This window comes from Streptomyces sp. NBC_00490 (genome assembly GCF_036013645.1).
Lineage (GTDB): Bacteria > Actinomycetota > Actinomycetes > Streptomycetales > Streptomycetaceae > Streptomyces > Streptomyces canus_F.
Window position 1 is genome coordinate 652,590 of the sequence record NZ_CP107869.1, and the last position, 25,390, is coordinate 677,979.

General features: G+C 74.4%; 15 protein-coding genes. 6 read left to right on the forward strand and 9 right to left on the reverse strand.

Features of this window, described 5'->3' with window-relative positions; genetic code table 11:
- Positions 1–99 precede the first annotated feature (99 nt).
- From OG381_RS02705 to OG381_RS02720, 4 genes are read right to left on the reverse strand one after another with little or no spacing between them, the layout of a single operon-like run.
- Positions 100–357 carry an acyl carrier protein gene (locus tag OG381_RS02705; protein WP_327714448.1) on the reverse strand — a complete coding sequence of 86 codons (258 nt, stop codon included), beginning with the start codon at positions 355–357 and terminating at the stop codon, positions 100–102.
- On the reverse strand, positions 354–1,370 hold the full coding sequence (locus tag OG381_RS02710; protein ID WP_327714449.1) for a threonine ammonia-lyase: 1,017 nt from the start codon (positions 1,368–1,370) through the stop codon (positions 354–356). The genes OG381_RS02705 and OG381_RS02710 overlap by 4 nt, the downstream gene beginning before the upstream one ends.
- Positions 1,367–2,860, reverse strand: coding sequence for an amino acid adenylation domain-containing protein (locus OG381_RS02715; protein ID WP_327714450.1), 1,494 nt, complete (start codon positions 2,858–2,860; stop codon positions 1,367–1,369). The genes OG381_RS02710 and OG381_RS02715 overlap by 4 nt, the downstream gene beginning before the upstream one ends.
- Positions 2,860–5,181 carry a lantibiotic dehydratase gene (locus tag OG381_RS02720; protein WP_327714451.1) on the reverse strand — a complete coding sequence of 774 codons (2,322 nt, stop codon included), beginning with the start codon at positions 5,179–5,181 and terminating at the stop codon, positions 2,860–2,862. Before OG381_RS02720 ends, OG381_RS02715 begins: the two co-directional genes overlap by 1 nt.
- A 312-nt stretch (positions 5,182–5,493) precedes the next feature.
- On the opposite strand from OG381_RS02720, the gene OG381_RS02725 reads away from it, so the two are divergent.
- The 3 genes from OG381_RS02725 to OG381_RS02735 all read left to right on the forward strand — a co-directional run bounded on the left by OG381_RS02725 (position 5,494) and on the right by OG381_RS02735 (position 7,383).
- Positions 5,494–5,691, forward strand: a complete 198-nt coding sequence (locus OG381_RS02725) for an MbtH family protein (RefSeq protein ID WP_327722367.1) — start codon at positions 5,494–5,496, stop codon at positions 5,689–5,691.
- Positions 5,692–5,755: 64 nt separating this feature from the next.
- The gene (locus OG381_RS02730) at positions 5,756–6,505 is read left to right on the forward strand and encodes a 4'-phosphopantetheinyl transferase family protein (RefSeq protein ID WP_327714452.1); all 750 of its coding nucleotides are present in this window, start codon (positions 5,756–5,758) and stop codon (positions 6,503–6,505) included.
- A 143-nt stretch (positions 6,506–6,648) separates the two neighbouring features.
- Positions 6,649–7,383, forward strand: coding sequence for a peptidase E (locus OG381_RS02735; RefSeq protein ID WP_327714453.1), 735 nt, complete (start codon positions 6,649–6,651; stop codon positions 7,381–7,383).
- A gap of 127 nt (positions 7,384–7,510) precedes the next feature.
- Here the strand turns inward: OG381_RS02735 and OG381_RS02740 are convergent, their stop codons facing one another.
- Both OG381_RS02740 and OG381_RS02745 read right to left on the reverse strand, forming a co-directional pair.
- The gene (locus OG381_RS02740) at positions 7,511–8,122 is read right to left on the reverse strand and encodes a response regulator transcription factor (protein ID WP_327714454.1); all 612 of its coding nucleotides are present in this window, start codon (positions 8,120–8,122) and stop codon (positions 7,511–7,513) included.
- On the reverse strand, positions 8,119–8,730 hold the full coding sequence (locus OG381_RS02745; RefSeq protein WP_327714455.1) for a helix-turn-helix transcriptional regulator: 612 nt from the start codon (positions 8,728–8,730) through the stop codon (positions 8,119–8,121). Before OG381_RS02745 ends, OG381_RS02740 begins: the two co-directional genes overlap by 4 nt.
- Before the next feature lie 449 nt (positions 8,731–9,179).
- Here OG381_RS02745 and OG381_RS02750 point away from each other — a divergent pair, with 449 nt between their 5' ends.
- The 3 genes from OG381_RS02750 to OG381_RS02760 all read left to right on the forward strand — a co-directional run bounded on the left by OG381_RS02750 (position 9,180) and on the right by OG381_RS02760 (position 15,582).
- Positions 9,180–12,248, forward strand: coding sequence for a type 2 lanthipeptide synthetase LanM family protein (locus OG381_RS02750; RefSeq protein WP_327714456.1), 3,069 nt, complete (start codon positions 9,180–9,182; stop codon positions 12,246–12,248).
- A gap of 24 nt (positions 12,249–12,272) precedes the next feature.
- Positions 12,273–12,488, forward strand: a complete 216-nt coding sequence (locus tag OG381_RS02755; protein ID WP_327714457.1) for a hypothetical protein — start codon at positions 12,273–12,275, stop codon at positions 12,486–12,488.
- Positions 12,489–12,666: 178 nt separating this feature from the next.
- On the forward strand, positions 12,667–15,582 hold the full coding sequence (locus OG381_RS02760) for a helix-turn-helix transcriptional regulator (RefSeq protein WP_327714458.1): 2,916 nt from the start codon (positions 12,667–12,669) through the stop codon (positions 15,580–15,582).
- 14 nt (positions 15,583–15,596) lie between these two features.
- Here the strand turns inward: OG381_RS02760 and OG381_RS02765 are convergent, their stop codons facing one another.
- The 3 genes from OG381_RS02765 to OG381_RS02775 are packed head-to-tail and all read right to left on the reverse strand — an operon-like array spanning position 15,597 to position 25,364.
- The gene (locus OG381_RS02765) at positions 15,597–16,844 is read right to left on the reverse strand and encodes an MFS transporter (RefSeq protein ID WP_327714459.1); all 1,248 of its coding nucleotides are present in this window, start codon (positions 16,842–16,844) and stop codon (positions 15,597–15,599) included.
- Between the two features lie 37 nt (positions 16,845–16,881).
- Entirely contained in the window at positions 16,882–18,111 is a 1,230-nt protein-coding gene (locus OG381_RS02770; protein WP_327714460.1) for a cytochrome P450, read from the reverse strand.
- Positions 18,108–25,364: a non-ribosomal peptide synthetase gene (locus OG381_RS02775; protein WP_327714461.1), complete on the reverse strand. Its 7,257-nt coding sequence runs from the start codon at positions 25,362–25,364 to the stop codon at positions 18,108–18,110. The genes OG381_RS02770 and OG381_RS02775 overlap by 4 nt, the downstream gene beginning before the upstream one ends.
- Between the last annotated feature and the right edge of the window lie 26 nt (positions 25,365–25,390).

The following is a 25,390-nucleotide window of genomic DNA, read 5'->3' on the forward strand; positions in this document are numbered from 1 at the left end:
GAGTGGGGTGGTGCGGCGGCCGACCGGTGGCCCCCGGCCCGCGCACGGACCGAGGTGCGCGGAGCATCGGGGGCCCGGTCGGCGCCACGGTGCCCGGGGTCAGGGGCGGCCGAAGTCGGCGTCGACGACCTCGGCGAGGTCGCGCGGGGTCGGGTAGGCGAAGACCAGGGAGACCGGGACGTCGTCGGAGCCGAGGATCTCCTGGAGGCGGCCGGTGATCTGGAAGGCGGTCAGGGAGTCGCCGCCCGCCTCGTAGAAGTCGGTGTCCGCGGTGAGGTCGGCGTAGTCCAGGACGTCGCGGAAGATGTCGACGAGCAGGTCGAGGGTGCTGACGGCGGTGGCGGTCTTCTCGGTCATGGCGTGTCCTTTTGGAAGGTGATCGGTGTGATGCAGGTGTGCAGGCGGGCGGCGGTGTTGCCGCCGGAGACGACGGCCACGGCGGCTTCGCGGCGGCCGGCGCGCAGGGCTCCGGCCAGGGCGACGGCACCGCTGGGTTCGGCGTCGACGCCGTGGTGGCGCAACAGGGCTGCCGCGGCGAGGATCTCGGCCTCGCCGACGGCGATGAGGTCATCGACCCGGTCACGGATGATCGGGTACGTGAGGCGTCCGGGCCGCTGGCCGCGCAGGCCGTCGGCGACGGTGTTGCTCGGCGGCAGCTGTACGGGGTGTCCTGCGGCCAGGGAGCGGGCGTAGCGCGGGGTGAGGGCGGGTTCCACGCCGACGACCCGGATGGGGCGTCCGGTGGCGGCGAGACAGACGCCCGCCAGGAGGCCGCCGCCGCCGACCGGGACGTAGACCGTCTCGGTGTCGGGGGCGTCGGTGAGGAGTTCGGTGCCGACGGTGCCCTGGCCGGCGATCACCAGGGGGTGGTCGGACGAGGGGACGAGGACGGCGCCGGTCGTGTCGGCGAGAGCCCGGGCGCGTTCCTCGCGCGCGGCGACTCCCCCGCTCACCTGGACGGTGTGGGCGCCCAGGGCGCGGATGGCGGCGGCTTTGGCGGGGGCGGCACCGGAGGCGAGGACGACGGTCAGCTCGAGGCCGAGGGTGCGGGCGATACGGGCGAGGGCGATGCCGTGGTTGCCGGAGGAGCCTGTGACGACGCGGTCGGCGGCCAGGGCGAGAACGGCGTTGGCGGCGCCGCGGGTCTTGAACGAGCCGCCGATCTGGCGGTGTTCGGCCTTCAGCAGCAGGTGCGGGCCGCGGGCGGCGGTCCTCGGGCCGGGCAGCAGGGGGGTGCGCACGATGTGCGGGGCGATGCGCGCGGCGGCGATGGCGAGGTCGGCGGGATCAGGGAGATGGGCCACGGAGTGCGTGGTCGTGGGCCTGGTGCCGAGCACGGTCGGGCGGCCGGTGGTGGTCGGCGTGCTCATGCGGTGCTCCCGGCGACCAGGCGGCTGCGGTCGGCCTTGCCGCCGCGGGTGGTGGGCAGGGCGGTGTGGCGGTGGAAGAGGCGCGGCATCAGGTGGGGCGGCAGAGTGCGGGCCAGATGGGCGCGCAGGGCGGCGTCCGGCGTCGTGTGGTCTCCGGTGACGTGCGCGGCCAGGTAGACGCGGCCGCGGTCGTCGGTGTGCGGGGTGATGACGGCCCCGCTCACGGCGGGGTGGGTGAGCAGGGCGCCCTCGATCTCGGCGGGGTCGACGCGGTAGCCGCGGATCTTGATCTGCCGGTCACTTCGGCCTTCGTAGCGCAGCCCTTGGGGGCTCCAGCGGCCCAGGTCACCGGTGCGGTACATGCGGGAGCCGGGCGGTCCGTAGGGGTCGGGGACGAACGAGGCGGCGGTGCGCGCCGGGAGTCCTCCGTAGCCGCGGGCGAGGCCCGTGCCCCCGATGTACACCTCGCCCACGGCGCCGTCGGGGACGGGTGCGAGGTCGGGGCCGAGGACGCGGATGGTGGCGCCGCTCCTGGGCAGGCCGACGACGTCGTCGGCCGGGTCCGGGTCGGCCGCGACCATGTGGCGGGTGGTCGTCATGGTGCACTCGGTCGGCCCGTACTGGTTGACGAGGCGGCCGGGGACGAGGTGCCGGCCGCCCGCGGTGAGGAAGGGGCGCAGGGACTCGCCGCTGGAGGCGACGAGGGTGACGCCGGCCAGCGGGTCGGAAAGGTCGCGCTGTCCGGCGAGGTGGGTGAGGAAGGACGGGGTGACGCTGAGCAGGGCGGTGACACGGTGTTCGCGCACGGTGCGGGCGAATTCGGCCGGGCGCAGCAGTCGGGCGCGCTCCACGAGGACGAGGCGGGCGCCGGCCAGCAGGGGTGCGAAGGTGTCGCGGATCGAGGCGTCGTAGCCGAGCGGAGCGGTCTGCAGGACGACGGTGTCGGGGCCGAGGCCGAAGGCGCGGGCGGTGTCGCGCAGATAGCTGTCGAGGGCGTGGTGCTCGACGAGGACGGGGCTCGGCTCGCCGGTGCTGCCGGAGGTGTGGCTGACGTAGGCCAGGGCCCGTGGGTCGGCGGGCGTGAGCGGTGGGTCGTCGGCCGGGGTGGCGCGGTCCGGTGCGTCCAGGCGGACGACGGGGACGCCGAGATCGAGGTCGGCGGCGTGCGCCGTGGTGGTCAGCAGCAGTCGGGCGCCCGCGCTGCGGACGAAGGATGCCAGCCGGTCGCGGGGCTGGCTCACGTCCAGGGTGAGGAAGGCCGCGCCGCAGCGCAGGACGGCCGTCATGGCGGCGACCGCGTCCAGGCCGTGCTCGACGGCGACGGCGCAGACGGTCTCCGGCCGCAGGCCGTGCGCCCGCAGCAGACGGGTCACCTCTGCTGTCCGGTCGTCGAGTTGCCGGTAGGTCACCGGGCCGTCGGGGGTCTGAAGGGCGATCCGTCGCGGGTGCCGGGCGGCGTGTTCGGCGATGTCGTCGGCGAACGTGCGCATCACCGGCCCCCCTCGCCGTTGACGGTCTGGTCGACGGCGACGAAGCGCAGTTCGGAGGTGTAGCGCTGTCCGTCCGCGTCGGTGAGCCAGGCCTGTTCGGGGGTGGGCAGCATCTCGCTGACCTTCAGGCGGGCGCCGGGGTCCTTGCGGGCGAGCCTACGGGCGGCCTTGGCGAGGATGGTGATGTAGAGGGGGCTGTCGAAGTCGACGTAGAACGGGCGGGGTTCGGCCGGGGAGACGACGAACACGAAACGCGGCAGGTCGTGGCGGCCCTGCCAGTGGCGGGCCCGGACGAAGCGGGCGGCCTCCGACTTCTCGTCGGCGAAGTCGACCTCTGCGACCGGCAGTTGCCAGGTCTCGCGGGCCAGGATCATGCGGTCGACGCTGATGCGCGGGGTGTGGTCGCCTTCGGGGCGCAGGGTGAAGCGGTCCATCACGCGCTGGGTGAGGGTGTTGGCGTAGGCGTCGAGGAGGTCGTAGCGGGTGCCGTCGGGCAGCACCGCGGTGAGCCGGCCGTCGGTGTCCTGCACCAGGACGTCGGCGCTCAGCGCGGTGCGCGGACGGTGGGGGTCTCCGGTCTGGTCGACCAGCGCCACGTAGTGGTCCTGGTCCCGGTCGAGCGAGGGGCGGCTGCGGGTGGACCACTTAAGGGGCAGCTCCTTGGCGAGCATGGGCAGCAGACGCGTGGCGGGGAAGTCGCGGCCGGTCTCGGCGATCAGCTCGTCGCGGTCGGGGTGCTGGTGCACGAAGAGGGAGGCGCCCATGGTGTTCAGGGCGCAGTGCATCTCGCCCAGGACCAGTGCCACGTCGCCGCGTGCCAGCGCCGCCTCGTCCTCGGCGACGACGAGCAGGTCGGGGCTGATGTAGCGGGCCAGGGACCAGCCGTCACCGGGCTCGTCGAACTCCTCACGGACCCGGGCTGCGAGGTCGGCGGTGGTCAGCCGGACGCGGCGCGCGCCGGGCGGGATGTCGAGCAGGCGGGCCCACTTGGCGCGCAGTTCGCCCTGGACGGCGTCGATGAGGTCGCCGGCCTCGGGGTGCGGTGAGGGCAGGGTGTGCAGCCACAGGGTGGCGAGGTCGACGGGGCCGTCGGCGGCGAGCCGGTCGTACACGGTGCGCAGGCGGGCGCGGATGCCGTCGGCGAAGCGGTTGGTCATCCAGCGCGCGGCGGTCAGGCACAGCTGGAGGGGTTCCAGGTGGGCGAGCAGGCCCGGTCCTGCGGTGGCGGTGGCCGCGCGGCGCGTGTCGGAGTAGACCAGGCCGCGGCAGGGCGCGGTCCGGGCGCCCTTGGCGCGCTGGGCCTCGGTGTCGGTGAGGGCGGCGAAGTCGGCTTCCAGGGCGCCGATCGCCGCGGTGAGCGCGTCCGCGTCGTCGCCGGCGTCGCGCACGGCGTCCCGCCCGCCCTCCAGGACGGCGAGTTTGGCCAGCGCACGACCGCGTGCCGCCGCGTCGGGGACCCGCTCCACGATGGCGCGCAGCGCGCGGTCGGGGTGGGTGGCCGCGGGTACCTCCAGACGCCAGTGCACCCAGCGCCTGCGCGCCAACTCCCGCACGACGGCGGCGGTGTCGTCCTCGGGCAGATCGAGTGCGGTGGCGATCTCGGCCACCGGCCGGGTCCCGTCGCACAGTTCCAGTACGGCCGCCTCACGCTCCCCCACCGGCTGCGCGGGCCGCCCGGGCACCCGGACGGTGGTGCCGACGACACGGACGATGGAGACGCGGCGCGGCGGGATCCAGCGCATCAGCGCGGCGTCCTCGGCCAGCACCTTCGCCAGGGCGTCGATCGCCCAGCCGGAGAAGTACACCTCTCCCGCGGCCAGGAAGGCGTTCCCGGCGCGAGTGGAGACGGCGTCCGCCGCGGCGAGGTCCCAGCGGCCCCAGCCGACGGGACCGAAGAAGCCGATGGTGTCGTTCTTCACGCAGAACCGCTGCCAGTAGTGCGCGACGAGCTCCTCACGCTGGCGGGGCATGCTGCTGCGCGCATCGATGCCCGGCTTCCACCGCAGGAACGGGGCGATGCCGGTGCGCAGTACGGCGGGGTTCTGCCAGGCCAGGGCCGCCTGGAAGCGGGGCCGGGCGGCCACCTCCTGCAGGTGGCGGGCGGTGTGCACGGCCGCGGCGGCCAGCTCCTCGCTGAAGCCGTCCCACTCGGGGCCCGACAGCGCCGTGCCGGGGCCGAACTTGTCGGCGGCCTCGGCCAGTCCGGGTGGGGCCAGGCGCAGCACGCCGTCGGCGGGGAAGCCCGGGCCGCGCAGCGCGAACTGTTCCCACAGCCGCCAGCCTCCGCCCGGCAGCAGGACAGGTGCGTGCTCGTCCGACATCGCGTGCTCCTTCCGGAAAGGGGGGTGCGGGGAGGCGACCGGCCCCGGGGCGGACGGTGGTCCGCCCCGGGTCTGCCGGGTTCTCCGGCCGCAGAGCACCGTCCCGCGCGGCGGGGTCGGGCCGACAGAGAAGTTCCGGCAGCAACACGTGCCGCGGGGTCGGCGCGTTCGTCCCTGACCCCGGCCTTCGGGGTGCGGGCACGCTGTCGGCGTCGGCCGTGACCTGCGGCCGGCCCCATCACCCGCGGGAGGTTCACCGTGACGCAACCCGACTTCGCCAACGGCGCGGACGCCGAGGAGGTCCGCCCGGACATCGACGAGGAGTACCTCGTGGTGCGCAACGACGAGGAGCAGTACTCGATCTGGCGGGCGGACCGCGAACTGCCCGCGGGCTGGCACCCGGAGGGGCTGCGCGGCAGCCGGCAGGCGTGCCTGGACCACATCGACGTGATCTGGACGGACATGCGTCCGCTGAGCCTGCGCCGGCGGCTGGCCGGGGCAGATGCCTGAGGGGCTCCCGGGCAGGCTCCCGGGTCCCTCGGCCCACGATCCGCCGGCAGCCGACACGTCCTGCGTGCTGACCGCTCCCGCCGCACCTGTGGTACTGCCGCAGCGGTTGTGTCCGGCCGTGCTGGACCTGTCGGGGCTGCGGGACGGGCCGGCCGGGCAAGGCCCCCGTGGCCTGCGTGCCCCGCTGGAGCTGTACCTGGCCCGGGTCGCGGAGCAGGACGCGCAGACCCTCCGGCACGCCCGCGAGGTCCTCGACGCGGAGGAACGGGCCCGCGCCCGCGCCTTCCGGCACGACCGGGACCGCGACGCCTACGTGGTCGCCCACGCAGCGCTGCGGGGGGTGCTGAGCGTCGTGCTCGGGGTACGCGCCGACGCGCTGGCGCTGACCCGCGAGCCCTGCACGGGCTGCGGCGGGCCGCACGGGCGCCCGGTGCTGCCCGCATCAGGGGTGCACTTCTCGCTGTCGCACAGCGGGGGGCTGGTGCTGGTGGCGCTCGCGCCTGCGCCGGTCGGCGTCGACGTGGAGGAGCTGGCCACCGTGAAGGTCATGCTCAGCGCGCAGGCGGCACTGCACTGCGCGGAGGCGGACGAGCTGGCACGCCTGCCCGCCTACAGCCGGCCGGCGGCGTTCACCCGCGCCTGGGTACGCAAGGAGGCCTACCTCAAAGGGCTGGGCACGGGTCTGGTCCGCAATCCCGCGCTCGACTACCTGGGTACCGGCCCGACGCCCACCGACCCGGCACCGGGTTGGGCGGTGCGCGACGTTCTGGTCCCGTCCGGGTATGCGGCCGCCGTGGGCCTGCACACCTGCTGACCCGCACCCGGCAGCGGGGCGGAGGCCGGTTCAACCACCGGTCCCCGCCCCGCTGTTGGCATGCACCAGGCGGTCCGACCTGCGCACCGCCTTCACGAATCGCTCACGCTTTCCACCACGGCGATCGGTATACGATCATGCGGATGACAGCACCCGAACCCACCATCGTCGCCACCTCAGGCGGTTTTCGCCCCGGCAGACGCACGCGGGTGCTCTTCGACTCCCTGGTCCACCACGCGGTCGACCTCTCCGGCGTGCACGGCAGACGCCCGCGCATCCTCCACGTCGGCACCGCGGCGGGAGACGCCGAGCACGTCGCCGCACGAGTCTCCGAAGCGGCCCGGGTGGCGGGCTACGACCTCACCCCGCTGCAGTTGTTCCCCATGCCCAACGTCGAGGACATCGAGGCCACCGTGCTCGACCACGACGTGGTGTGGGTGGGCGGCGGATCGGTGGCCAACCTGCTCGCCGTATGGCGGGTGCACGCCCTGGACACCGTCCTGCGGCGCGCCTGGCAGGCCGGAGTGGTCCTCGCCGGCGTGAGCGCGGGCTCCATCTGCTGGTACGAGGGCGGCACCACCGACTCCTTCGGACCCGAGCTGCGAGCGGTCACCGACGGACTCGCCCTGCTCCCCTACGGCAACGGAGTGCACTACGACTCCGACGAGGGCCGCCGCCCGCTGATCCACCGCCTGGTCACCGACGGCACCTTCACCGAGGCCCACTGCACCGACGACGGGGTGGGCCTGGTCTACCGCGGAACCGAACTCGTCGAGGCGGTGGCGGAGTTGCCGCGCAAGGCGGCGTACCTGGTGCGGCGGGAGAACGGGCGGGCCGTGGAGGAGCGCATCGAGCCGCGCCTGCTGCCGACCGCCTGACTGCCCGGTCCTGTCTCCGGGCTTCCCGCACACGACCGCGCGGGGCGACGGGCCGGCCCTCGGTGCCCGTAGGGCACCAGGAGCGCGCATTCCCGTGCCCCGCGTCGTGGACGGGTCGGTCCAGGACTCAGACCAGGCCGTGGCGCACGGCGTGGGCGACCGCGTGGGCGCGGTTGCGGGCCTGCAGCCGGGTCATGAGCTCGTAGATGACGTTTTTCACGGTGTGTTCGGAGCAGCTCAGCAGCAGGGCGATGTCGGCGTTGCCGTGTCCCTCGGCCATCAGGCGCAGGACCGAGGTCTGCCGTGCGGTCAGGGCCGGCGTGCCGGGGGCGGGCGGTCCGAGCGGGCGGATGCCGGTGCTCAGCACGCCGGACAACTCCGGGTAGGGGATGCTCGGATGAGGGTGCGCGGCCCGGTGGACGGCCCTGAGGAGGCTGTCCTCGGTCAGTTCGGCGGCACCGATGACGACCGCTCCGGCGCGCAGGACCCGCCGCCGGCCCTCCGAGCTGACGGTGTCGCAGACGAACAGCACCGGCCCGGGCGTGCGCGGCACGCGCAGTGCCCGTTCCGTATCGGCGGCGACGATCACGGTGACCGTCCCGGCGGACGCGCACTGGTCCGCGCCGGGCTCGAGTCCGGCTCGTTCAGCGAGCGCACGGATGCGTTCCGCGCCCGGGGCGGGCACGACCCGCACCGCGACGGCAGGGGCGACGGGCGGCGCTGTCAGGGTGGCGGTCACAGCAGGCCCGCCCGCAGTGCGTAGGCGACCGCGTGGGCGCGGTTGCGCAACCTGAAGCGCTGGGTGATGTCGTGCACGACGGTGGTCACGGTGCGAGGCGAGTAGGCGAGCCGCTGGGCGATCTCCGCCGTCTCGTGCCCGTCGGCCACCAGGCGCAGCACCGAACGCTCCCGTTCGGACAGCATGCCCGCGCTCCAGCCGCCGGAGCCGCGCACGGACGCGTCCGGCTGGTCCAGGAGCTCCTCCAGCAGGCCCGGTGGCAGGGTGCAGTCGTCGCGCGCGGCCGCCAGCACCGCGTGGGCCAGTCGGGAGGCGTCGGCCTCACGGCGCAGCAGCAGGCCCCGGGCACCGGCGGCCAGGGCGTGCAGGACGTCCCCGGAGGCGAGGGTGCCCGCCACCAGGACGACGGCGGGGCGGTGGGGCTGGGTGCGGGTGGCGCGCACCATGTCGAGTTCGGCCGGACCGAGCCGGTCCACGGTGAGGACGGCGACCCGCGCGTCGGCGGGCTCGCAGACGGTCAGTTCGGATCGGACGAGCAGGGTCGCGCAGATGCCTGCCTCCAGCACCGGGTCGAGTGCGACCACACTGACACCTACGGGTGCTCCCATCTGCTGCTCCTTGGAAGATCGTGCGCCGGGCCTGAGGCTCCGCGGGCGGTCTGGCATGGGGACGTGAGAACACCGTGCCGTCCGCACGCCCGCCGGGGCATCGGTAGCCGGACCCCACATTTGCGCACCGGCCACGCCCCACACCCCGGTGCCACCGCACAGGCGGCTGAGACCCGGCCGCTCAGCCGGCCCGGCGAGACGGGGCGCAGGCCGGACGGACCCCGGCATGGGGAGCCATGGGGAGCACGCACACCCAGGCACCGCCCCACCCCGGTCCGGGCGGCCCCGCTCCCCACCGCCGCCCCCTGCGCACGCACGAAGGACCACGTCTGCCACCTGCGGTTTCCTCGGCCCATCCCCCATACCCCCACCGGCGGGTGGCAGGCCGGGGAAAATATGGGGGACGGTTACCCATGTGGGGGCCGCAGAGGGTCTGCGACCTTCTTCTCGTGACCGACACCGCCAGCCTCCCAACTCCCCGGAGCGCCGGACTGCCCGCCACCTGGTGGGCCCCGGCCCTGACCCTCACGGAGCGGCTCCACGCCCCCGGGCACCCCGGGGCGGCCGCCGCGACCGGCGCCTTGGGGCCGATGCCCTGGGCCGTCGGGGACGCGGAGGGCTTCGCCCTGCGGCTGGCCCGCCTGGGCGTGGACGGCGACACCGCGGCAGCCCTGGCCGCCGAGTCCGCCGAGTGCCTTGCGGAGCGGACCGCCAAGCCCGACTGGGCGTCCTACGCGGAAGAGGTTCTGGCCGGCGCGCCCGAGGGCCTTGTCGAGGTCGAGGTCGGCGGCGAGGGCCCCGACGTGTTCGCACCGGTCGTCAAGCCGCTGGTCGCCACGGCCGCCGCCCGCCTCGCGGACCTGACGGCCGGCGTCCCGGACGCCGAAGCCACCGTGTGGCGGGACGGCTTCACCCGGCGCCTGACCCGACAGCTGGTCCGGCAGGCCGCCCGCACCCTGGTCCACGAACTGCACACCGCCCGGCGCTCCCGGCGCCTGGCGGGGGCCGGTCCGCGCGAGCGGTTCGCCTCCTTCACCGCGGCCACCGGCACCCGGCGGGGGCTGTCGGACCTGTTCACCACCTACCCCGTGCTGGCCCGGATGCTGACCCGGACCGCCCTGGACGCAACGCAGGCCGCCGCCGAGCTGGTCACCCGCTTCCAGGCCGACCGCCCCGCCCTGACCGCCACCCTCCTCGACGGCCGTGCGCCGGGCAGGCTCGTCCGCGTCGACCTCGGCCGCGGCGACGCCCACCAGGGCAACCGGTCCGTGGCGATCCTGCACTTCGACGACGGCAGCCGGCTCGTGCACAAGCCCCGCCCGCTCGACCAGCACGCCCTCCTGGACCACCTGGTCGCCTGGCTCAACGCCAAGGTGCCCGGACTGGGGCTGCGCACACCGCGCACGCTGCGCCGCGACACCCACGGCTGGCTGGAGTTCATCGAGCACCGCTGGTGCACCTCGGTCACCCAGACCGACGCGTTCTACCGCCGCCAAGGCGCCCTGCTGGCCCTGCTGTACGCGGTGGACGGTGCCGACATGCACTACGAGAACGTCATCGCCCACGGCGACCAGCCGGTCCTGGTCGACGCCGAGACGCTGCTCCACACCGGTCTCGGACAGCCCCTCACGGCGGGCGCCGACCCGGCCGCGGACGCCCTGGCCGCCTCCGTCCACCGCACCTGCCTGCTCCCCCACCTCCTCATCGGTGAACACGGCGCCCTGGACATCTCCGCGCTCGGCCGCGACACCGACGGCACCTTCCCCAGCGAGGGGCTGCGCTGGGAGGACAGCGGACAGGACACGATGCGGGCCGTACGCGGCCCGCTGCCCAGCCCCGCCGCCCAGAACCACCCGCTGCCCCACGGCACTTCCCTCTCCGGCGCCGACCACACGGCTGCCCTGCTGGGAGGATTCCGCACCGCCTACACGGCGATCGCCGCGCACCGCCGCGAACTGCTCGACGCCGACGGCCCGTTGGCACGCTGGACCGAGCGTCCGGCCCGGCTGATCGCCCGCGCGACCCGGCTGTACGCCACCCTCCTGGAGGAGTCCACCCACCCCGCGCTGCTGGGCAACGCGCTGGCCCGGGAAGGGGTGTTCGCGGTGCTGTGGACGGAGTCCGCGCACGACACGGCGCGCGAGCGCCTCACCGAGCACGAGACCGCGGCCCTGTGGCGCGGCGACATCCCCTTCTTCACCCACCGGCCCACCGACACCGCGGTCCACGCCGACGACGGCACCTCACTGCCCGGCGTCCTGCCGATGGCCGCCGCGACCGCGGTGCGCGAGAAGATCGGCCGCATGGACGAGGTCGACTGCCACGACCAGGAATGGATCATCTCGGCCACCCTCGCGGTACGCGGCGCGAGTTCACCGCTGGACCGGCCGCGGTCGGAACTGGCCCCGGCCCCTGTACCGCCGGTGGCACCGGAACCGTCCCGCCTGCTGGCCGCCGCCTGCGGGATCGCCGACGAGATCGCCGCCCGCGCGCTCCGGGGCGGATCCCGCACCAACTGGATCGGCCTGGAACGGGTGTCGGGAGCTCACTGGGCCGTACTGCCCATGGGGGCGGGCCTGGCCCAGGGCTACTGCGGAGTCGCGCTGTTTCTGGCCCACACCGAAGCACTCACCGGATCCGGGCGCTACGGCACGGCGGCCCGGGAGGCGGTACGCCCGCTCCCCGCCCTCCTCAAGGCACTCGCCGAGGACCCCGAACTGAGCGCGGCGGCCGGCCCGGGCGCCTACGACGGACTCGGCGGGATCGTGTACGCCCTGGTCCGCATGGCACGGATCCTCGACGAGGACCTGCGGGCATGCCTGCCGGACGCGCTGACCGCACTGGGCCACGCCGCGACGGCATGTTCCGACGCCGGGCTGGCCCAGGGCCGAGCCGGGGCACTGGCCGCCGCGGTCGCCGCGTACGAGGCCACCGGCGATCCGGCAGCCCTGCACCTGGCGGACCAGGTCGCCGACCTGCTGCTGGCTGCTCAAGCAGCCGGCCACATCCCTGCCACCGCTGGTCTCGCCGACGGCGCCACCGGCATCGCGTGGGCGCTCCAGCGCTACGCCGCACACCGGCCCGAGCGCGCCACCCCTGTCACCGAGGCTGCCCGCGCCCTGCTCGACTCCACGCCGCCCACCGGCGCAGAAGCGGATCTGTCCTGGTCGCACGGGCTGGCCGGAAGGGCCGCCGCCGGCCTGCCGGAAGCCACCGCCCGCCTCGCGGACGCCTCCACCGGCCCCGACCTCAGCCTCGCCCAGGGCGCCCTCGGCAGGCTGGAGGCCCTGGCCGTCCTGGCCCAACAGGGCGACACCACGGCCCAGTCGGCCCTGGCACGGCACAGCGGTCACGTCCTCGCCCTCGTCGAGGCCCAGAGCCACCACTGCGCCACCCCCGACCACGTTCCCTCGCCCGGACTGATGACCGGCCTGGCCGGCATCGGCTACGGACTGCTCCGCCTGGCCCATCCGAGGACCGTCCCGTCGGTCCTGCTCCTGCACCACCCCGACCACTGACCCACACCAGAAGGGACCACCGTCATGGACAAGCACCTCATCGCCGCCGACTCCGCCGAGTTCACCGCCACCGACTCCGCCGCGAGCGCGCACACCGAGCAGGACGCCGCGGGCGGCATCACCCTCTCCGGCCGCAACCGCGCCTGCGCCCGCGCCCGCGTGCTGGCCGGCATGGTCCTCACCAGCGGCATCGTCATCACGCTGAGCACCCTGGACACCTCGGTCTCCGCCCCCAACTGACCGACGCTCCCCAGCCGTTCCACGTGATGGCGCGGGCCCGCCGCAGCGGGCCCGCGCCGCCGCGTTCCCTCAACGCCTCCGACCGGCGGTGCAGGACTCCGCTCCCTCGCCCCGGGAGATGACCTCGATCACGGTGCGCTCTGCCCCCGGCTCACTCCGCCGCTTATCATCAGCGTTCATGCGTTCCCATACGCCTTCCCTGGTCGGGCGGGACCCCCAACTCACCCAGCTCGAGCGCGCCATGGCCGAGGCAAGGCAGGGCATGGGCAGCGTCGTCTTCCTGGTCGGCGAGGCCGGAGTCGGCAAGTCCCGCCTCGCGGCGGAGGCCGTGGGCGGGGCGCTGGGCTCCGGGATGCGCGTGCTGCGCGGCCGCAGCAGCACCACAGGCCCCGCCGTACCGTTCCGGCCCCTCACCGAGGCGCTGATGTCGCTGTTCCGGGGCGGTGACCCCATGGACGACCTCGCGCTCGGCCCCTACCGCCCGGTCCTGGGCCGGCTGATCCCCGACTGGGACACCGGCGAACGCGACAGCAGCTCCATGGTCATCCTCGGCGAGGCCGTACTGCGCCTGCTCATCGCCGCCGGACGCGGACAGGGCCAGTTACTGCTGCTGGAGGATCTCCACGACGCCGACCCCGAGACACTCGGCGTGCTGGAGTACCTGGTCGACAACCTGGCGTACACGCCCGTCCTGCTGGTGGCCACCGTGCGCACCGACATCAGCGACGCACTGGACCTCGCCCAGTCCGCACGCCGCCGCGGCGCCGCCACCGTGGTCGAACTGGCCCCGCTGTCCCAGCCACAGGTGCACGAGGTGATCGCCGCGCAGCTCGGCGCGGACAGCCCGGACGACGTCCCCGCCGCAGTGCTCAGCAGGCTCTGGGAGGACAGCGCGGGCAGCCCCTACCTCGTCGAGGAACTGCTGCAGTCGATGATCGGCTCGGGCACCCTGGTACAGGGCCCCGGCGGCTGGCGCGCCGTCGGCGACCTGCGCCGTGACGTTTCCTCAACGCTGGCCCGCGGCATCCTGCGCCGCATCGACCGGCTCGGCACCCAGGGCCTGAACCTGCTGTCCGCCGCGGCGGTGCTGGGCCGCCGCTTCCCGCTCTCCGTCCTGCAGCACATGACCGGCGTCGACGACCGGACCCTGCTCGGCCATCTCCACGCCGGCGTCGCCGCCCGGCTGCTCGTACCCGACGAGCCCGCCCCCGACTGGTACTCCTTCCGCCACTCCCCCACCCTCGAAGCCCTGTTCACCCAGATGACACCGGGCCAGCGCGCGGAGCTGGCACGGCAGGGCGCACAGGCGGTGGAGGAACTCCACCCGGCCCTGGAAGGCGACTGGTGCGCCCTGGCCGCCAGCCTGCGCTGCGAGGCCGGCGACCGGGTCGAGGCCGGGCTCCTCTACGCCGACGCGGGCGGACGCGCCCTGACGGCAGGCGCTCTGAACTCCGCCGTGACGCTGCTCAGCCGAGCCGAGTCCCTGCTCGCCGACGCGGGCGATCCGCAGGCACGGGCGGCGGCCCTGGAGAACCTGCTCCCCGCCCTCGCCGAAGCCGGCGACTTCGCGCGCGCCTTCGACCTGGTCGACGACCTGCACGCGCTGGGCAGCGCCGGCTTGAGCGCCCAACGCCTGGCGACGCTGCACGCACGGCTGGCCAAGGTGGCCCACACAGCGGGCCGGTGGAGCGACGGCAACCGGCAGATCGCCCGCGCCCGCGAAGTGCTGGCCGCCGCCCCCGACGAAGCCACCGCGGCGGCCGTGGACGTCACCGCGGCCTACCTCGCCCTGGACACACCCGGCCCCGACCGCACCCAGCACGCCCAGAAACTGGCCCGCTCCGCCGCCGACACCGCCGAGCGTCACGGGCTGCCCGTCGTCGCCTGCCAGGCCTGGGAACTGCTCGCCACCGTGGCACGCGAACGGGACCCGCAGGAGTCGGCGGCCATGCTCGGCCAGGCCATGTCCGCCGCCGAACGCCACCGGCTGCCGTTGCAGCGCATGTACGCGGCCACCCGCATGGGCGGCAACGCCTGGCTCGCCGAGGGCGACACCGCGGGACTGCTGACGGCCCGTGAGGAGGCGCTGCGCCTGGGCTCGGTGAACATCGTGCACACCGTCGACGGCATCCTCGTCCTCGACGCCGTCCTGCGCGGCGAGGACACCGCCGCGCGCTCGGCCGCCGCGGAGTGCCTGGCCGTCGTCCGCCGGCTGCGCCTGGCCCCCGCCGTGCGCTACGTGCTGATGGCGCAGGCCACGTTGGAAGCCCATCGCGGGGACCGGCCCGCGATGGAAGCGGCACTCGCGGCGTTCACCGAGTGGGACGGCGCCGGTTCGCAGGAGGAGCCGCTCAGCCTGGGCCTGGCGCGGGCCTTCTGCGCGCTGCTGGAGGAGAACCGGGACCTGGCCCGCGCGGAGTTGGCGGCAGTGCAGGCCCTCGAGGCGGACAACCCGTCCACGTACCACCTCAGCGGCACCCACGGTGTGCTGCTCCTGCTGGACGTGCTGGCCGGGGACGCCGACCGAACCCGGCACGCGGAGATCACGGCGACCGCCATGGCCCGCATGCGGTGGAACCGGCAGTTCGTCCACCTGGCCGAGGCCGTGCTGCTGGGACGGCAGGGGGCCCACACGGACGCGGCGGCCGCCGTGGAGGTGGCACTGGCGGTGGCCGAACCGTATCCGCTGGCCCAGCAACTGGGGCTGCGGCTGATCGCGGACGCCGCGCACCAGGACGGCTGGGGAGATCCGGTGGGCTGGCTGCGGCGCGCCGAGCACTACTTCCACGAGCGCGACATCCCCGCCGTCACCGGCGCCTGCCGGGCGGGACTGCGCCGCCTGGGCGCCCCGGTGCACCAGCACCGCAGCGGCACCAGCGGCATTCCGGAGGACCTGCGCACCCAGGGGGTGACCGTCCGGGAGTTCGACGTGTTCCGGCTTCTCGCGGAGCGACTGAGCAACAAAGGGATAGCCGACCGGCTGTTCATCTCGCCCCGCACCGCGGAGAAGCACATCGCGAGTCTCATCACCAAGACGGGAGCGGCCAACCGCGCGGACCTGTGCGCGCGATCGGCCGCTCTGCGCTCGGGCTGAACCTCTCGACCGGGTCAGCGCATCTCCCGCACCGCGCGGGAACCGAGCACCGCCAGTCCCGTGCAGGCGAGGACCACGGCTACGACACCGAACAGGGCCAGGTGCCCCGTCCCGGCCAGAAGACCGCACAGGATCAGCGACAGCGGCGCGGCGGCGTAGCCGAGGACCATGTCGACGGAGACGACGCGGGTCAGGACGTCCTGCGGGATGTTCCGCTGGATCCAGCTCAGGCCGAACACTCCCTGGTAGCCGATGGCGAAACCCATGGCCACGACGGTCGCGACCACGACCGGGGTGCTCTGCGCCAGGCCGAGGACGGCCATCCCCGCGGCCAGCCATCCTGCGAGGGCGGCCACCAGCAGGCCGACGCGGGGCCGTCCGCCCACGGCGCCGCCGGCGAGGGTGCCGAGGACCGCTCCCCCGGCCAGGGCGCCGTTGAGGACGCCGAGTGTGGCCGAGCCTCCGCGCAGCACCTGGTCGGCGAGGGTGGCGAAACCGACCGTGAAGGGGCCCGCGTAACAGAAGTTCACAGCTGTGTCGAGGGCGACGATGGTGCGCAGGCGCGGGTCGCGCCAGGTGAAGGTGATGCCTTCCCGGATGCGCGCACCGAGGGACGGGCCCGTCGTGGCCGGTCCGGTGCGGGGGGTGTCGGGCCGGGGGCGGGTGTGGATGCGGGCCACGCACAGGCCGCACAGGGCGAAGCAGACCGCGTCGACGAGGAAGGCGACCGGCGCCTGCGTCAGGGCGATGACGACACCGCCGACGGCGGGGCCCAGCACAGCCGCCGTACGCGCGCCGGCGCCCAGCAGTGCGTTGGCCGGGGCGAGCAGGTCCTTGTCGACCACCGACGGCAGGATGGAGACACGGGCCGGCTGGAAGAACGCGTCGACGGCGCCGAAGGCGGCAGCCGCCGCGCACAGCATCCACACGGTCAGGTGCCCGGTGAGTCCGGCGGCGCCGACCGTGGCCATCAGCACGGCGCGGGTCCAGCTGGAGGCCACCATCAGGGTGCGGGTGGACCAGGTGTCGCCGAGGGTGCCGCCCACCAGGGTGAGCAGGGCGCGGGGCACGGCCTGGAACGCCAGGACGTAGCCGAGGGTGAGGGTGGACCCGGTCAGGCTCAGGGTGATCCAGGAGAAGGCGACGACGCTGAATCCGTCACCGAGCAGGGAGAGCGCCTGCCCCGTCCACAGCAGGCGGAAGGAACGGTGCCGGGCGGGCGCCCACAGCCGCGGGCGGTCCGCGGCGAGGGTGGTGGCCATGGGGGTGCCTCTCTTCGAGGGGACGCGTGCGGTCCGGTCAGTAGTGGACGGGCAGGGCGGTGAGGCTGCGGTTGAGCAGGGACGGCTGCCAGGTGAGCCGCTCCGGGTCGGCCAGGGCCAGGCCGGGCCGCTCGCACACCAGCGTGCGCACCGCGCAGACGGCGACCAGGCGGGCCAGCGCGGCGCCGATGCAGAAGTGGGCGCCGAAGCCGAACCCCAGGTGGGTCGTGCCGCTGCGGGTGACGTCGAAGCGGCCCGGGTCGGGGAAGCGGGCGGGGTCCCGGTTGGCGGCGGCGGTCACGAGGAAGATCCGGTCGCCGGCGCGGACCGTGTGACCGCCGAGTTCGAGGTCCTGGGCGGCGGTGCGGATCGACATCTTCGACGGGCCGTCCAGGCGCAGCGTCTCCTCCACCGCGCCCTGGGCCAGCTCCGGTTCGGCGCGCACGGCGGCCAGCTGGTCAGGGCGGGTGTGCAGGGCCAGGACCGTGTTGGCGATGAGGTTGCTGGTGGTCTCCCCGCCGGCGAACGCCATCTGGGTGAGCATCCCGACGAACTCCTCCTCGCTCACCGAGTCGCCCACCCGGCCCTCGCCGAGCACCTGGCTGATCAGGTCGTCGCCGGGCTCCGCGCGCCGCCGGGCGACGAGGGCACCGAGGTAGTCCTCCAGGCTGACCAGGGCCTGCAGGGAGGCGCGGTACTCGCTCTCCTCCTGGGCGGTGCCGAGCACGAGGTCGGCGACGCGGGTGTTCCAGTACCAGAAGGAGGGCCCGTCGGTGGGCGGGATGCCGAGCCAGCGGGCGAAGACCAGGGCCGGCAGCGGCTTGGCGAGGTCGGCCATGAGGTCGCCGCTGCGGCCGGGGACGGCCTTGCGGGCCAGCACGGCACGGGTCACCTTCTGGGTGAAGGCGCTGTAGCGGGCGACGGCGCGGGCGGCGAACGCCTCCTGGAAGACCTGCCGCAGCCGTCGGTGCTGGGGCGGGTCGTTGAAGACCATCCAGCGCGACAGGATCCCGAAGGCGCGCTCGGCGTCCTCACGGGCCCCTTGCGGGACGGCGTCCATCAGCGGCCGGACCCGGTCGGCGGAGACGGCCCGGTCCCGCAGGCAGCGCATGACCTCGTCGTAGCCGGTGACGAGCCAGGCATGGTGCAGCGGGCTCCACTGGACCGGCGCGCTCTCGCGCAGGGCGTCGAGGTGAGCGTAGGGGTCGGCGACCAGGTCGGGGGCGAGCAGGTAGCGCTCGGTGCGGGCGGGGGCGTGCGTGGTCATCGGGACTCTCCCGTCTCCAGGGCGGCGAGCAGGCCGGCGATTCCGGTGACCTGGGGCTCGGCCATCATCGACATGTGGTCGCCGTCGCTGATGTGCAGCGTCAGCCCGCCCCGTGCGGTCTCGCGCCAGCGGGCGACGTAGGTGTCGTAGTCGACGTCGAGGCCGGGCATCGCGACGCCGCGGGGCAGGCCGGCGGCCTCGCTGCCGACCACCAGGTGGATGTGGCCGGGATAGGGCCGTACCTCGTAGCCGGCCAGCGCGGCGAGCAGAGAGTGCCAGACCTCGATGGGGGCGCCCTCGACGAGGGCCGCCTCGGCCGGGCTCATGCCGGCGCCCAGGAGGGTCGCGGTGAGTTCGGCGGTGGCCCGGTCCCGCTGCGCGGAGGCGGGCAGTTCGCGCAGCCGGTCCCGCAGGCGCAGGGCTTCGCGCAGGTCCCGGGTGACGCCTTCGAGGCGGGCGCGGGCGGCGGGGTTGGGCAGGTAGGGCTCGATGAGGACGAGCGGGGCGACCGGGTGTCCGCTCTGGTGGAGCTGGGTGGCCATCTCCAGGGCGATGTTGGCTCCCATGGACCAGCCGAGCAGGGCGTGCGGGCCCGGCATGCCGCGGTCGGTGATCTCGGCGGCGTAGTTGGCGGCGATGCCGGTCACGGTGCTGGGGTCGACGCCGCCGAGCAGGCCGCGGGCCTGGAAGGCGTGGACGGGCCGGCCGGGCGGCAGGGCGCGGGCCAGCGGTACGAACCAGGCGGCGCTGCCCCCGGTGGGGTGCACACACCACAGGGGTTCGCCCTCGCCCTCGCGCAGCCGCACCTCAGAGGTGACGGTCCGGGGCACTTCGGCGCCGACCGCGCGGGTGGCGTGGGCGGCGAGGCGGGCGAGGGTGGGGTGTTCGATCAGATCGCCCACCGTCACCGGCAGTCCGCGCCCGGCGGCCATCAACGACACGCGGACGGTGGACAGGGAGCTGCCGCCGATCCGGAAGAAGTCGTCGTGGACACCGATGCGGGACAGGCCCAGCACCTCGCGCCAGATCTCGGCGAGGATCCGTTCCGCCGCGGTGGCGGGCGCGACGTACTCGGTCTCGTCCTGGTCGAGTTCGGTCGGTGGCAGGGGCAGCGCCCGCTTGTCGATCTTTCCGCTGCGGTTGACGGGCATCTCGTCCAGGACGACGAACCGCGACGGCAGCATGTACGCGGGCAGACTGGTCCGCAGTGCGCCGCGCAGGTCCTCGGGGGTGTACCCGTCGGCCACGGTGGTGACGAGGTAGGCGACCAGGGCGGGTTCACCGCCGGGCAGGTCGGTGCGGTGCAGGACGACGGCCTGGCGGATGCCGGGCAGTTGCCTGAGCGCGTGCTCGATCTCGCCGAGTTCGATGCGGAAGCCGCGCAGCTTCACCTGGGCGTCGCGGCGACCGAGCCACTCCACGGTTCCGTCGGGCCGGTAGGCGCCGAGGTCGCCGGTGCGGCACAGCCGTTCGCCGGGCTCGCCGTAGGGGTCGGGGACGTAGGTGGCGGCGGTCAGGGCGGGCCGGCCGAGGTAGCCGCGGCCGACGGCCTGTCCGCCGAGGTGGATCTCGCCGGGGACACCGACCGGGACGGGCTGGAGGTCGTCGTCGAGGACATGGATGCGGGTGTTGCGGATCGGGGTGCCGATCGGCGGCCGGCCCTGGCCGGGGGCGAGGTCGGCGGCGACGGACCACACGGTGGTCTCGGTGAGACCGTAGACGTTCTGGAAGCGCCGGCCGGGCGAGAAGCGGTCGGCGAGTTCGGCGGGGCAGGCCTCACCCGCCACCTGCAGGACGCGCAGGTCGGGGAAGGTGTCCTCGCCGAGGACGGCCAGGGCGCTGGGCGGCAGCATGCCGCCGGTGATCCGGGCCGCGCGCAGGGTGCGGGCCAGGTCGGGGCCGGGACGCAGGTCCTCCTTGGGCGCGGTGACCAGGCAGCCGCCGTTGGCCAGGGACCAGGTCAGTTCCAGGATGGAGGCGTCGAAGCCGAAGGAGGCGAACTGCAGGATCCGCTCCTCGGGGGCGGGGTCGACCAGGTCGCGCTGCCCTTCGAGCATGTTGGACAGGCCGCGGTGCGCGATGGCGACGCCCTTGGGGACGCCGGTGGAGCCGGAGGTGTAGATGAGGTAGGCGAGGGTGTCGGCGTCGGGTTCGCGGCCGGGTACCGGTCCGACCGGCTCGGCGGGCACGTCCAGGTGGATCGTGGGGCCGTCGAAGGGTACGGCGCCGTCCAGTGCCCGCTGGGTCAGCAGCACCCGCATGCGGCTGTCCTGGGCCATGAACGCCAGCCGCTCGGTGGGGTGTTGGGGGTCCAGCGGAACGAAGGCACCGCCGGAGCGCAGCACGCCGAGGGCGGCGCGCACCCAGTCGGGGCCCCGGTCGACGCAGATGCCGACCACGGTCTCCGGGCCGACGCCGAGCAGCCTCAGCCGGCGGCCCACCTGCTCGGCCTGCTCGTGCAGCTCGGCGTAGGTCAGCGGCTGCCCGCGGTGTTCGACGGCGACCGCGTGCGGGGTGCGGGCGGCCTGCTCGGCGACGTGCTCGTGGAACAGCAGTGGGGAGGAGGGCACGTCCGGGCCCGCGGCCCACCCCAGGACGGTCGCGCGGGCGGCGCCGCCCGCTGCGGGCCGCCTCACTCGGGCGTGCGGGTCGGCGGTCATCGCCTCCAGCTGGGCCACGAACACGTCGGCGACCTGTTCGGCGGTGGCGGGAGCGACGTACTCCGGGTCGGCGTCCAGGGTGAAGGCGTTGACGCTCGCGTTCACCAGCAGCGGGAACATGGTGCGGGCGATCTCCAGGGAGTCGTCCCAGGAGTCGTGCGCCAGGCGGTGGAAGTTGACGTAGTTGAAGACGGTGTCGGTCAGATTGGGTTCGGTGGGACGCAGCTGGGCGATGCGCACCAGGGGCACCCGGCGGTGCGGGAGCATCTCCTGCTCGGCGCCGAACACGTCCCGCAGATAGGCCAGCCAGTCGCCGCGCGGCCGCTCCACACCGAACGGCACGGTGTTGAGGAACAGTCCGCGCATCCGGTCGGCGCCGGGCACCTCGGGGCGTCCGTTGGTGACCAGGCCGATGCTGTGTCCCTGGACGCCGGTGTCCCGGTCGGCGAACAGGCTCATGGTGTGGTGGAAGGCGGCCAGGAGCACGGTGCGGCGGGGTACGCCCGCCTCCTTGGCGAGGCGGCCGATGCGTTCGGCGAGGTGGGCGTAGGAGCGCCGCACCTCGTGCACCGGCGGCCCGTCCACGCCGGCCCCGTCGGTGCGGCGGCGCAGGGTGACCGGGCGCAGTGCGGCGAGCCGGTCGCGCCAGTAGGCCAGGGACTCCTCGCTGTCGAGTGCGGCCCGCTCCAGGGCGACGTATTCGGCGAAGGCCGGGACGCTCGGCGGGCGCGGTGCGGTGCGCTGGGTGACCGCTTCGCGGTGCAGTGCCAGCAGATCGGCGACGAGGGAGGTCAGGCTCCAGCCGTCGAGGACGACGTGGCAGTCGGTGAGGACCAGGCGCAGGTCGTGGTCGGTGATGTGGTGCAGGTGGATCCGGACGAGGGGAGCGGTGGCCAGGTCGAAGCGGCGGTCGAACTCGGCGTCGACGAACCGGCGCAGCCTCTCCCGCTGCTCCTCACGGGGCAGATGGCGCAGGTCGGTGTAGCCGACGGGCAGGTGGGCGGCCCGGTGGACGAGTTGGAGGGGTTCGCGGTAGGTGACGAGGTCGACGGAGGTGCGCAGGATCGGGTGCGCGGCGACGACGGCGTCGACGGCGGCCTGGAAGGCGGCGGCGTCGAAGCCCTCGGGCACGGTGATCTTCAGGTCGGTGACGTTGTGGTAGGCGCCGCGCCGGGGATCGGCGAGCATCTCGTGCAGCATGCCGGCCTGGAGCATGGTGAGCGGGTAGGCGTCGGCGAGGCCCTCGGGCAGCCGGTCCGCGTCGGCGGGGTCGATCAGTGAGAAGGGGGCGACCGGCTCGGGGGTGTCGGCGGCGTCGGTGACCAGTTCCGCGAGATCGGCCAGCGTGCGGGCACGGAAGACGTCGGCGACGGTGAAGCCGAGTCCGGCGAGCCGGCCGACGCCGACCAGGCGCAGGGCGAGGATGGAGTCGCCGCCGAGGTCGAAGAAGTTGTCGGTGCGACTGACGCGCTCGACGCTCAGGACCTCACCGAACACCTCCGCGAGGGCGCGCTCGGTCACTCCCTGCGGGGCGACGTAGGCGGACCCTCCTGCCGAGGAAGGGCGCACGGCGGTCAGAGCGGCACGGTCCACCTTGCCGTTGGCGGTCAGGGGCAGTCGCTCGTGGCGTACGAACAGGGCGGGGACCATGTACTCGGGCAGCGTCAGCCGCAGCCGTTCGCGCAGGGCGGGGGCGTCCAGGGGGCGGCCCTCGGGGGTGACGACGTGGGCGACGAGGCGGGCGGCACCGTCGTCGCGGCGGGCCACGACCGCGGTGTCGGCGACGCCGGGCAGGGCGCGCAGGGCGGTCTCGATCTCGCCCGGCTCGATCCGGTAGCCGCGGATCTTGACCTGGTGGTCGGCGCGGCCGACGTAGGCGAGCTGTCCGTCGGGCAGGACGCGGACGAGGTCACCGGTACGGTACATGCGGCTGCCGGGGGCGGCGAAGGGGTCCTCGAGGAAGCGTTCCGCGCTCAGCTCGGGCCGGTTGCGATAGCCACGGGCCACTCCGCCGCCGGCGACGTACAGTTCGCCGACGGTGCCGTGCGGGACGAGGCGCCTCCAGGCGTCCAGGACGTAGCCGTGGGCTCCGGTGAGCGGGCGTCCGACGGGTGAGCGGACACTGCCGTGGACGTCGTCCTCGGTGATGGTGCGGATCGTGACGTGGACGGTGGTCTCGGTGATCCCGTACATGTTCACCAGCGTCGGACGGGGCCCCGCAGCGGTGAACCAGTCGCCGTAGTCGCGCACGTCGAAGGCGTCACCGCCGAAGACGACGGTGCGCAGGGAGAGGGTCGAGAAGTCGGTCCCGGCCTCCTGGAGGTGGGCGCGCAGGCCCTTGAAGGCGGCCGGGGTCTGGTTCAGGACGGTGACGCCCTCCTCGCGCAGGATCCGGTGCACGGCAGCCGGATCGCGTACCTCGTCGGCGGTGAGGACCGTGACGCGCCCTCCGGTGGCCAGCGGTGCCCACAGTTCCCAGACGGAGAAGTCGAAGGCGGGCGAGTGCATCAGGGTCCACACGTCGGCGGGACCGAAGTCGAAGTGGCGGTCGGCGGCGCCGAGCAGCCAGGCCAGGTTGCCGTGGGTGATTTCGACGCCCTTGGGGCGGCCGGTGGAGCCCGAGGTGTAGATGACGTAGGCGAGGTCCTCATGGGCCGGGACGACGTCCTGTGACGGCGGGGCGTCCTGGACCGGGACACCGTCCTCGGCCGCGTCCAGTTCCAGGAGCCGGGCCGGCAGTCCCACTACGGCGCCGTGGGTGGCGGAGTCCGTGACGATCAGTTCGATGCCGGAGTCGGTGACGGTGAACTCGCGTCGCGCCGTGGGGTGGGTCGGATCCAGGGGCAGGTAGGCGGCTCCGGCTCGCCAGACGGCCAGGAGGGCGACGGCCAGGTCGGGGGTGCGGTCGAGGCAGACGCCGACCAGGGAGCCGTTCATGACGCCCTCGGCACGCAGGCGGCGGGCCAACGCCGTCGCTTCCGAGTCGAGTTGGGCGTACGTCAGGCTCCGTCCCGAGCCGGTGACGGCGACGGCCTGCGGGGTGCGGGCGATGTGGCCGGCGAGCCGGTCGGCGGCGGTGCGCGGCAGGGGGGCGGGGGTCTCGGTGGTGCGGGCGGGGCCGTCCGGTCCGAGCAGCCGACCGCGTTCGGCCGTGCTGAGCGGGTCGACGGTGCTCAGCGGCGCGTCGGGATCGGCGCGGAAAGCCTCCAGGAACGCGACGGTGTGCCGGGCGAGTGCGGCGACGGACTCCTCGGCGAAGAGATCGGGCCGGTAGACGAAGGCGAGTTCGGTGCGGCCGCCGCCGTCGCGCAGGTCGAGGGTGAGGTCGAACTTGGCGGTGGTGAGCCCGATCCGGTAGGGCGTGCCGTCGGCCTCACCGAGGGTGAGGGTGCCCGCGCCGGTCTCGGTGTGCGTGTACAGCACCTGTACGAGCGGGTTGCGGGCCAGGTCGCGCTCGGGGCTGAGGACTTCGACGACCTTCTCGAAGGGCAGCGACTGGTGCGAGAACGCCTCCAGGACCCGGTCGCGGGTGCGCTGCAGCAGTGCGGCCGGGGTCGGGTCGTCCGAGAGGTCACCGCGCAGCACGAGCGTGTTGACGAAGAACCCGACGAGCTGTTCGGTCTCGGCCCGCTCCCGGTTGGCGACGACGGTGCCGACGGCGATGTCGTGCTGCCCGCTGTGGAAGGCGAGCGCTGCCTGGAAGGCGGCGAGCACGGTCATGTACGGCGTCGTCCCGAACGTGCGGCCCAGGGTGGCGAGGGCGTCGGTCAGGGGGGCCGGGAGGGTGACGGCGTGGACGGCGCCGTGGCTGGAGGGGGCGTCGGGGCGAAGGTGGTCGGTGGGCAGGTCCAGCGGGGTGAGCCCGGCGAGCCGGGAGGTCCAGTGGTCGAGGGCGGGGCCCTGGTCGGCGGCGCGCTGCCAGATCGCGTAGTCGGCGTAATCCAGGGGAAGTTCGGGCAGTTCGGCGCGGCGACCCTCGCGCCTGGCCCGGTACAGCTCGGCCAGGTCGCGCATGAGGATGTCGAGGGACCAACCGTCGGAGACGATGTGATGCATGGCCAGGACCAGGACGTGGTCGTCGTCGCCGGCGCGCACCAGCGCCGCCCGGAAGGCGGGTTCGCGGGCGAGGTCGAAGGGGCGCAGGGCGGCGGCGTGGACGGCGGCGTCCAGGTGGTGGGCCGCGTCTTCGCCCGCCGGGGCGGCGTCGATGACGTCGAGCACGGCGTCGTCGGCCGGCAGGACGCGCTGGTAGGGGACGCCCTCGTGCTCGCGGAAGACGACCCGCAGCTGTTCGTGGCGTACGACGAGGTCGGCGAGGGCGGCGCGCAGGGCCGGCACGTCCAGTCGGCCGCGGAGCCGCCAGGCGGCGGGCAGCAGGTAGGTCGCGGCTTGGGGGTCGAGCCGGTCCAGGAAGTACAGGCGCTGCTGGGCGGCGGACAGCGGAGTTCGCTCCGGGCGGGGCCGGACGCGGACGGGGCCGTCGTCGCGGACGGTCGACCGGCCGCGCAGCCGCTGTTCCAGCAGTCGCCGGGCGGCCGGGGAGAGGCCGCCTCCCGCGGGCAGGGGGCCGGGGCGCACGTCGGACGTGGTCATGAGGGCACTCCGAATCTCAAGGTCTG

Coding starts and splice junctions, on each gene's coding strand:
- OG381_RS02705 (WP_327714448.1), bottom strand. CDS start 357: ATGACCGAGAAGACCGCCACCGCCGTCAGCACCCTCGACCTGCTCGTC.
- OG381_RS02710 (WP_327714449.1), bottom strand. CDS start 1,370: ATGAGCACGCCGACCACCACCGGCCGCCCGACCGTGCTCGGCACCAGG.
- OG381_RS02715 (WP_327714450.1), bottom strand. CDS start 2,860: ATGCGCACGTTCGCCGACGACATCGCCGAACACGCCGCCCGGCACCCG.
- OG381_RS02720 (WP_327714451.1), bottom strand. CDS start 5,181: ATGTCGGACGAGCACGCACCTGTCCTGCTGCCGGGCGGAGGCTGGCGG.
- OG381_RS02735 (WP_327714453.1), top strand. CDS start 6,649: ATGACAGCACCCGAACCCACCATCGTCGCCACCTCAGGCGGTTTTCGC.
- OG381_RS02745 (WP_327714455.1), bottom strand. CDS start 8,730: ATGGGAGCACCCGTAGGTGTCAGTGTGGTCGCACTCGACCCGGTGCTG.
- OG381_RS02755 (WP_327714457.1), top strand. CDS start 12,273: ATGGACAAGCACCTCATCGCCGCCGACTCCGCCGAGTTCACCGCCACC.
- OG381_RS02760 (WP_327714458.1), top strand. CDS start 12,667: ATGCGTTCCCATACGCCTTCCCTGGTCGGGCGGGACCCCCAACTCACC.
- OG381_RS02765 (WP_327714459.1), bottom strand. CDS start 16,844: ATGGCCACCACCCTCGCCGCGGACCGCCCGCGGCTGTGGGCGCCCGCC.
- OG381_RS02770 (WP_327714460.1), bottom strand. CDS start 18,111: ATGACCACGCACGCCCCCGCCCGCACCGAGCGCTACCTGCTCGCCCCC.
- OG381_RS02775 (WP_327714461.1), bottom strand. CDS start 25,364: ATGACCACGTCCGACGTGCGCCCCGGCCCCCTGCCCGCGGGAGGCGGC.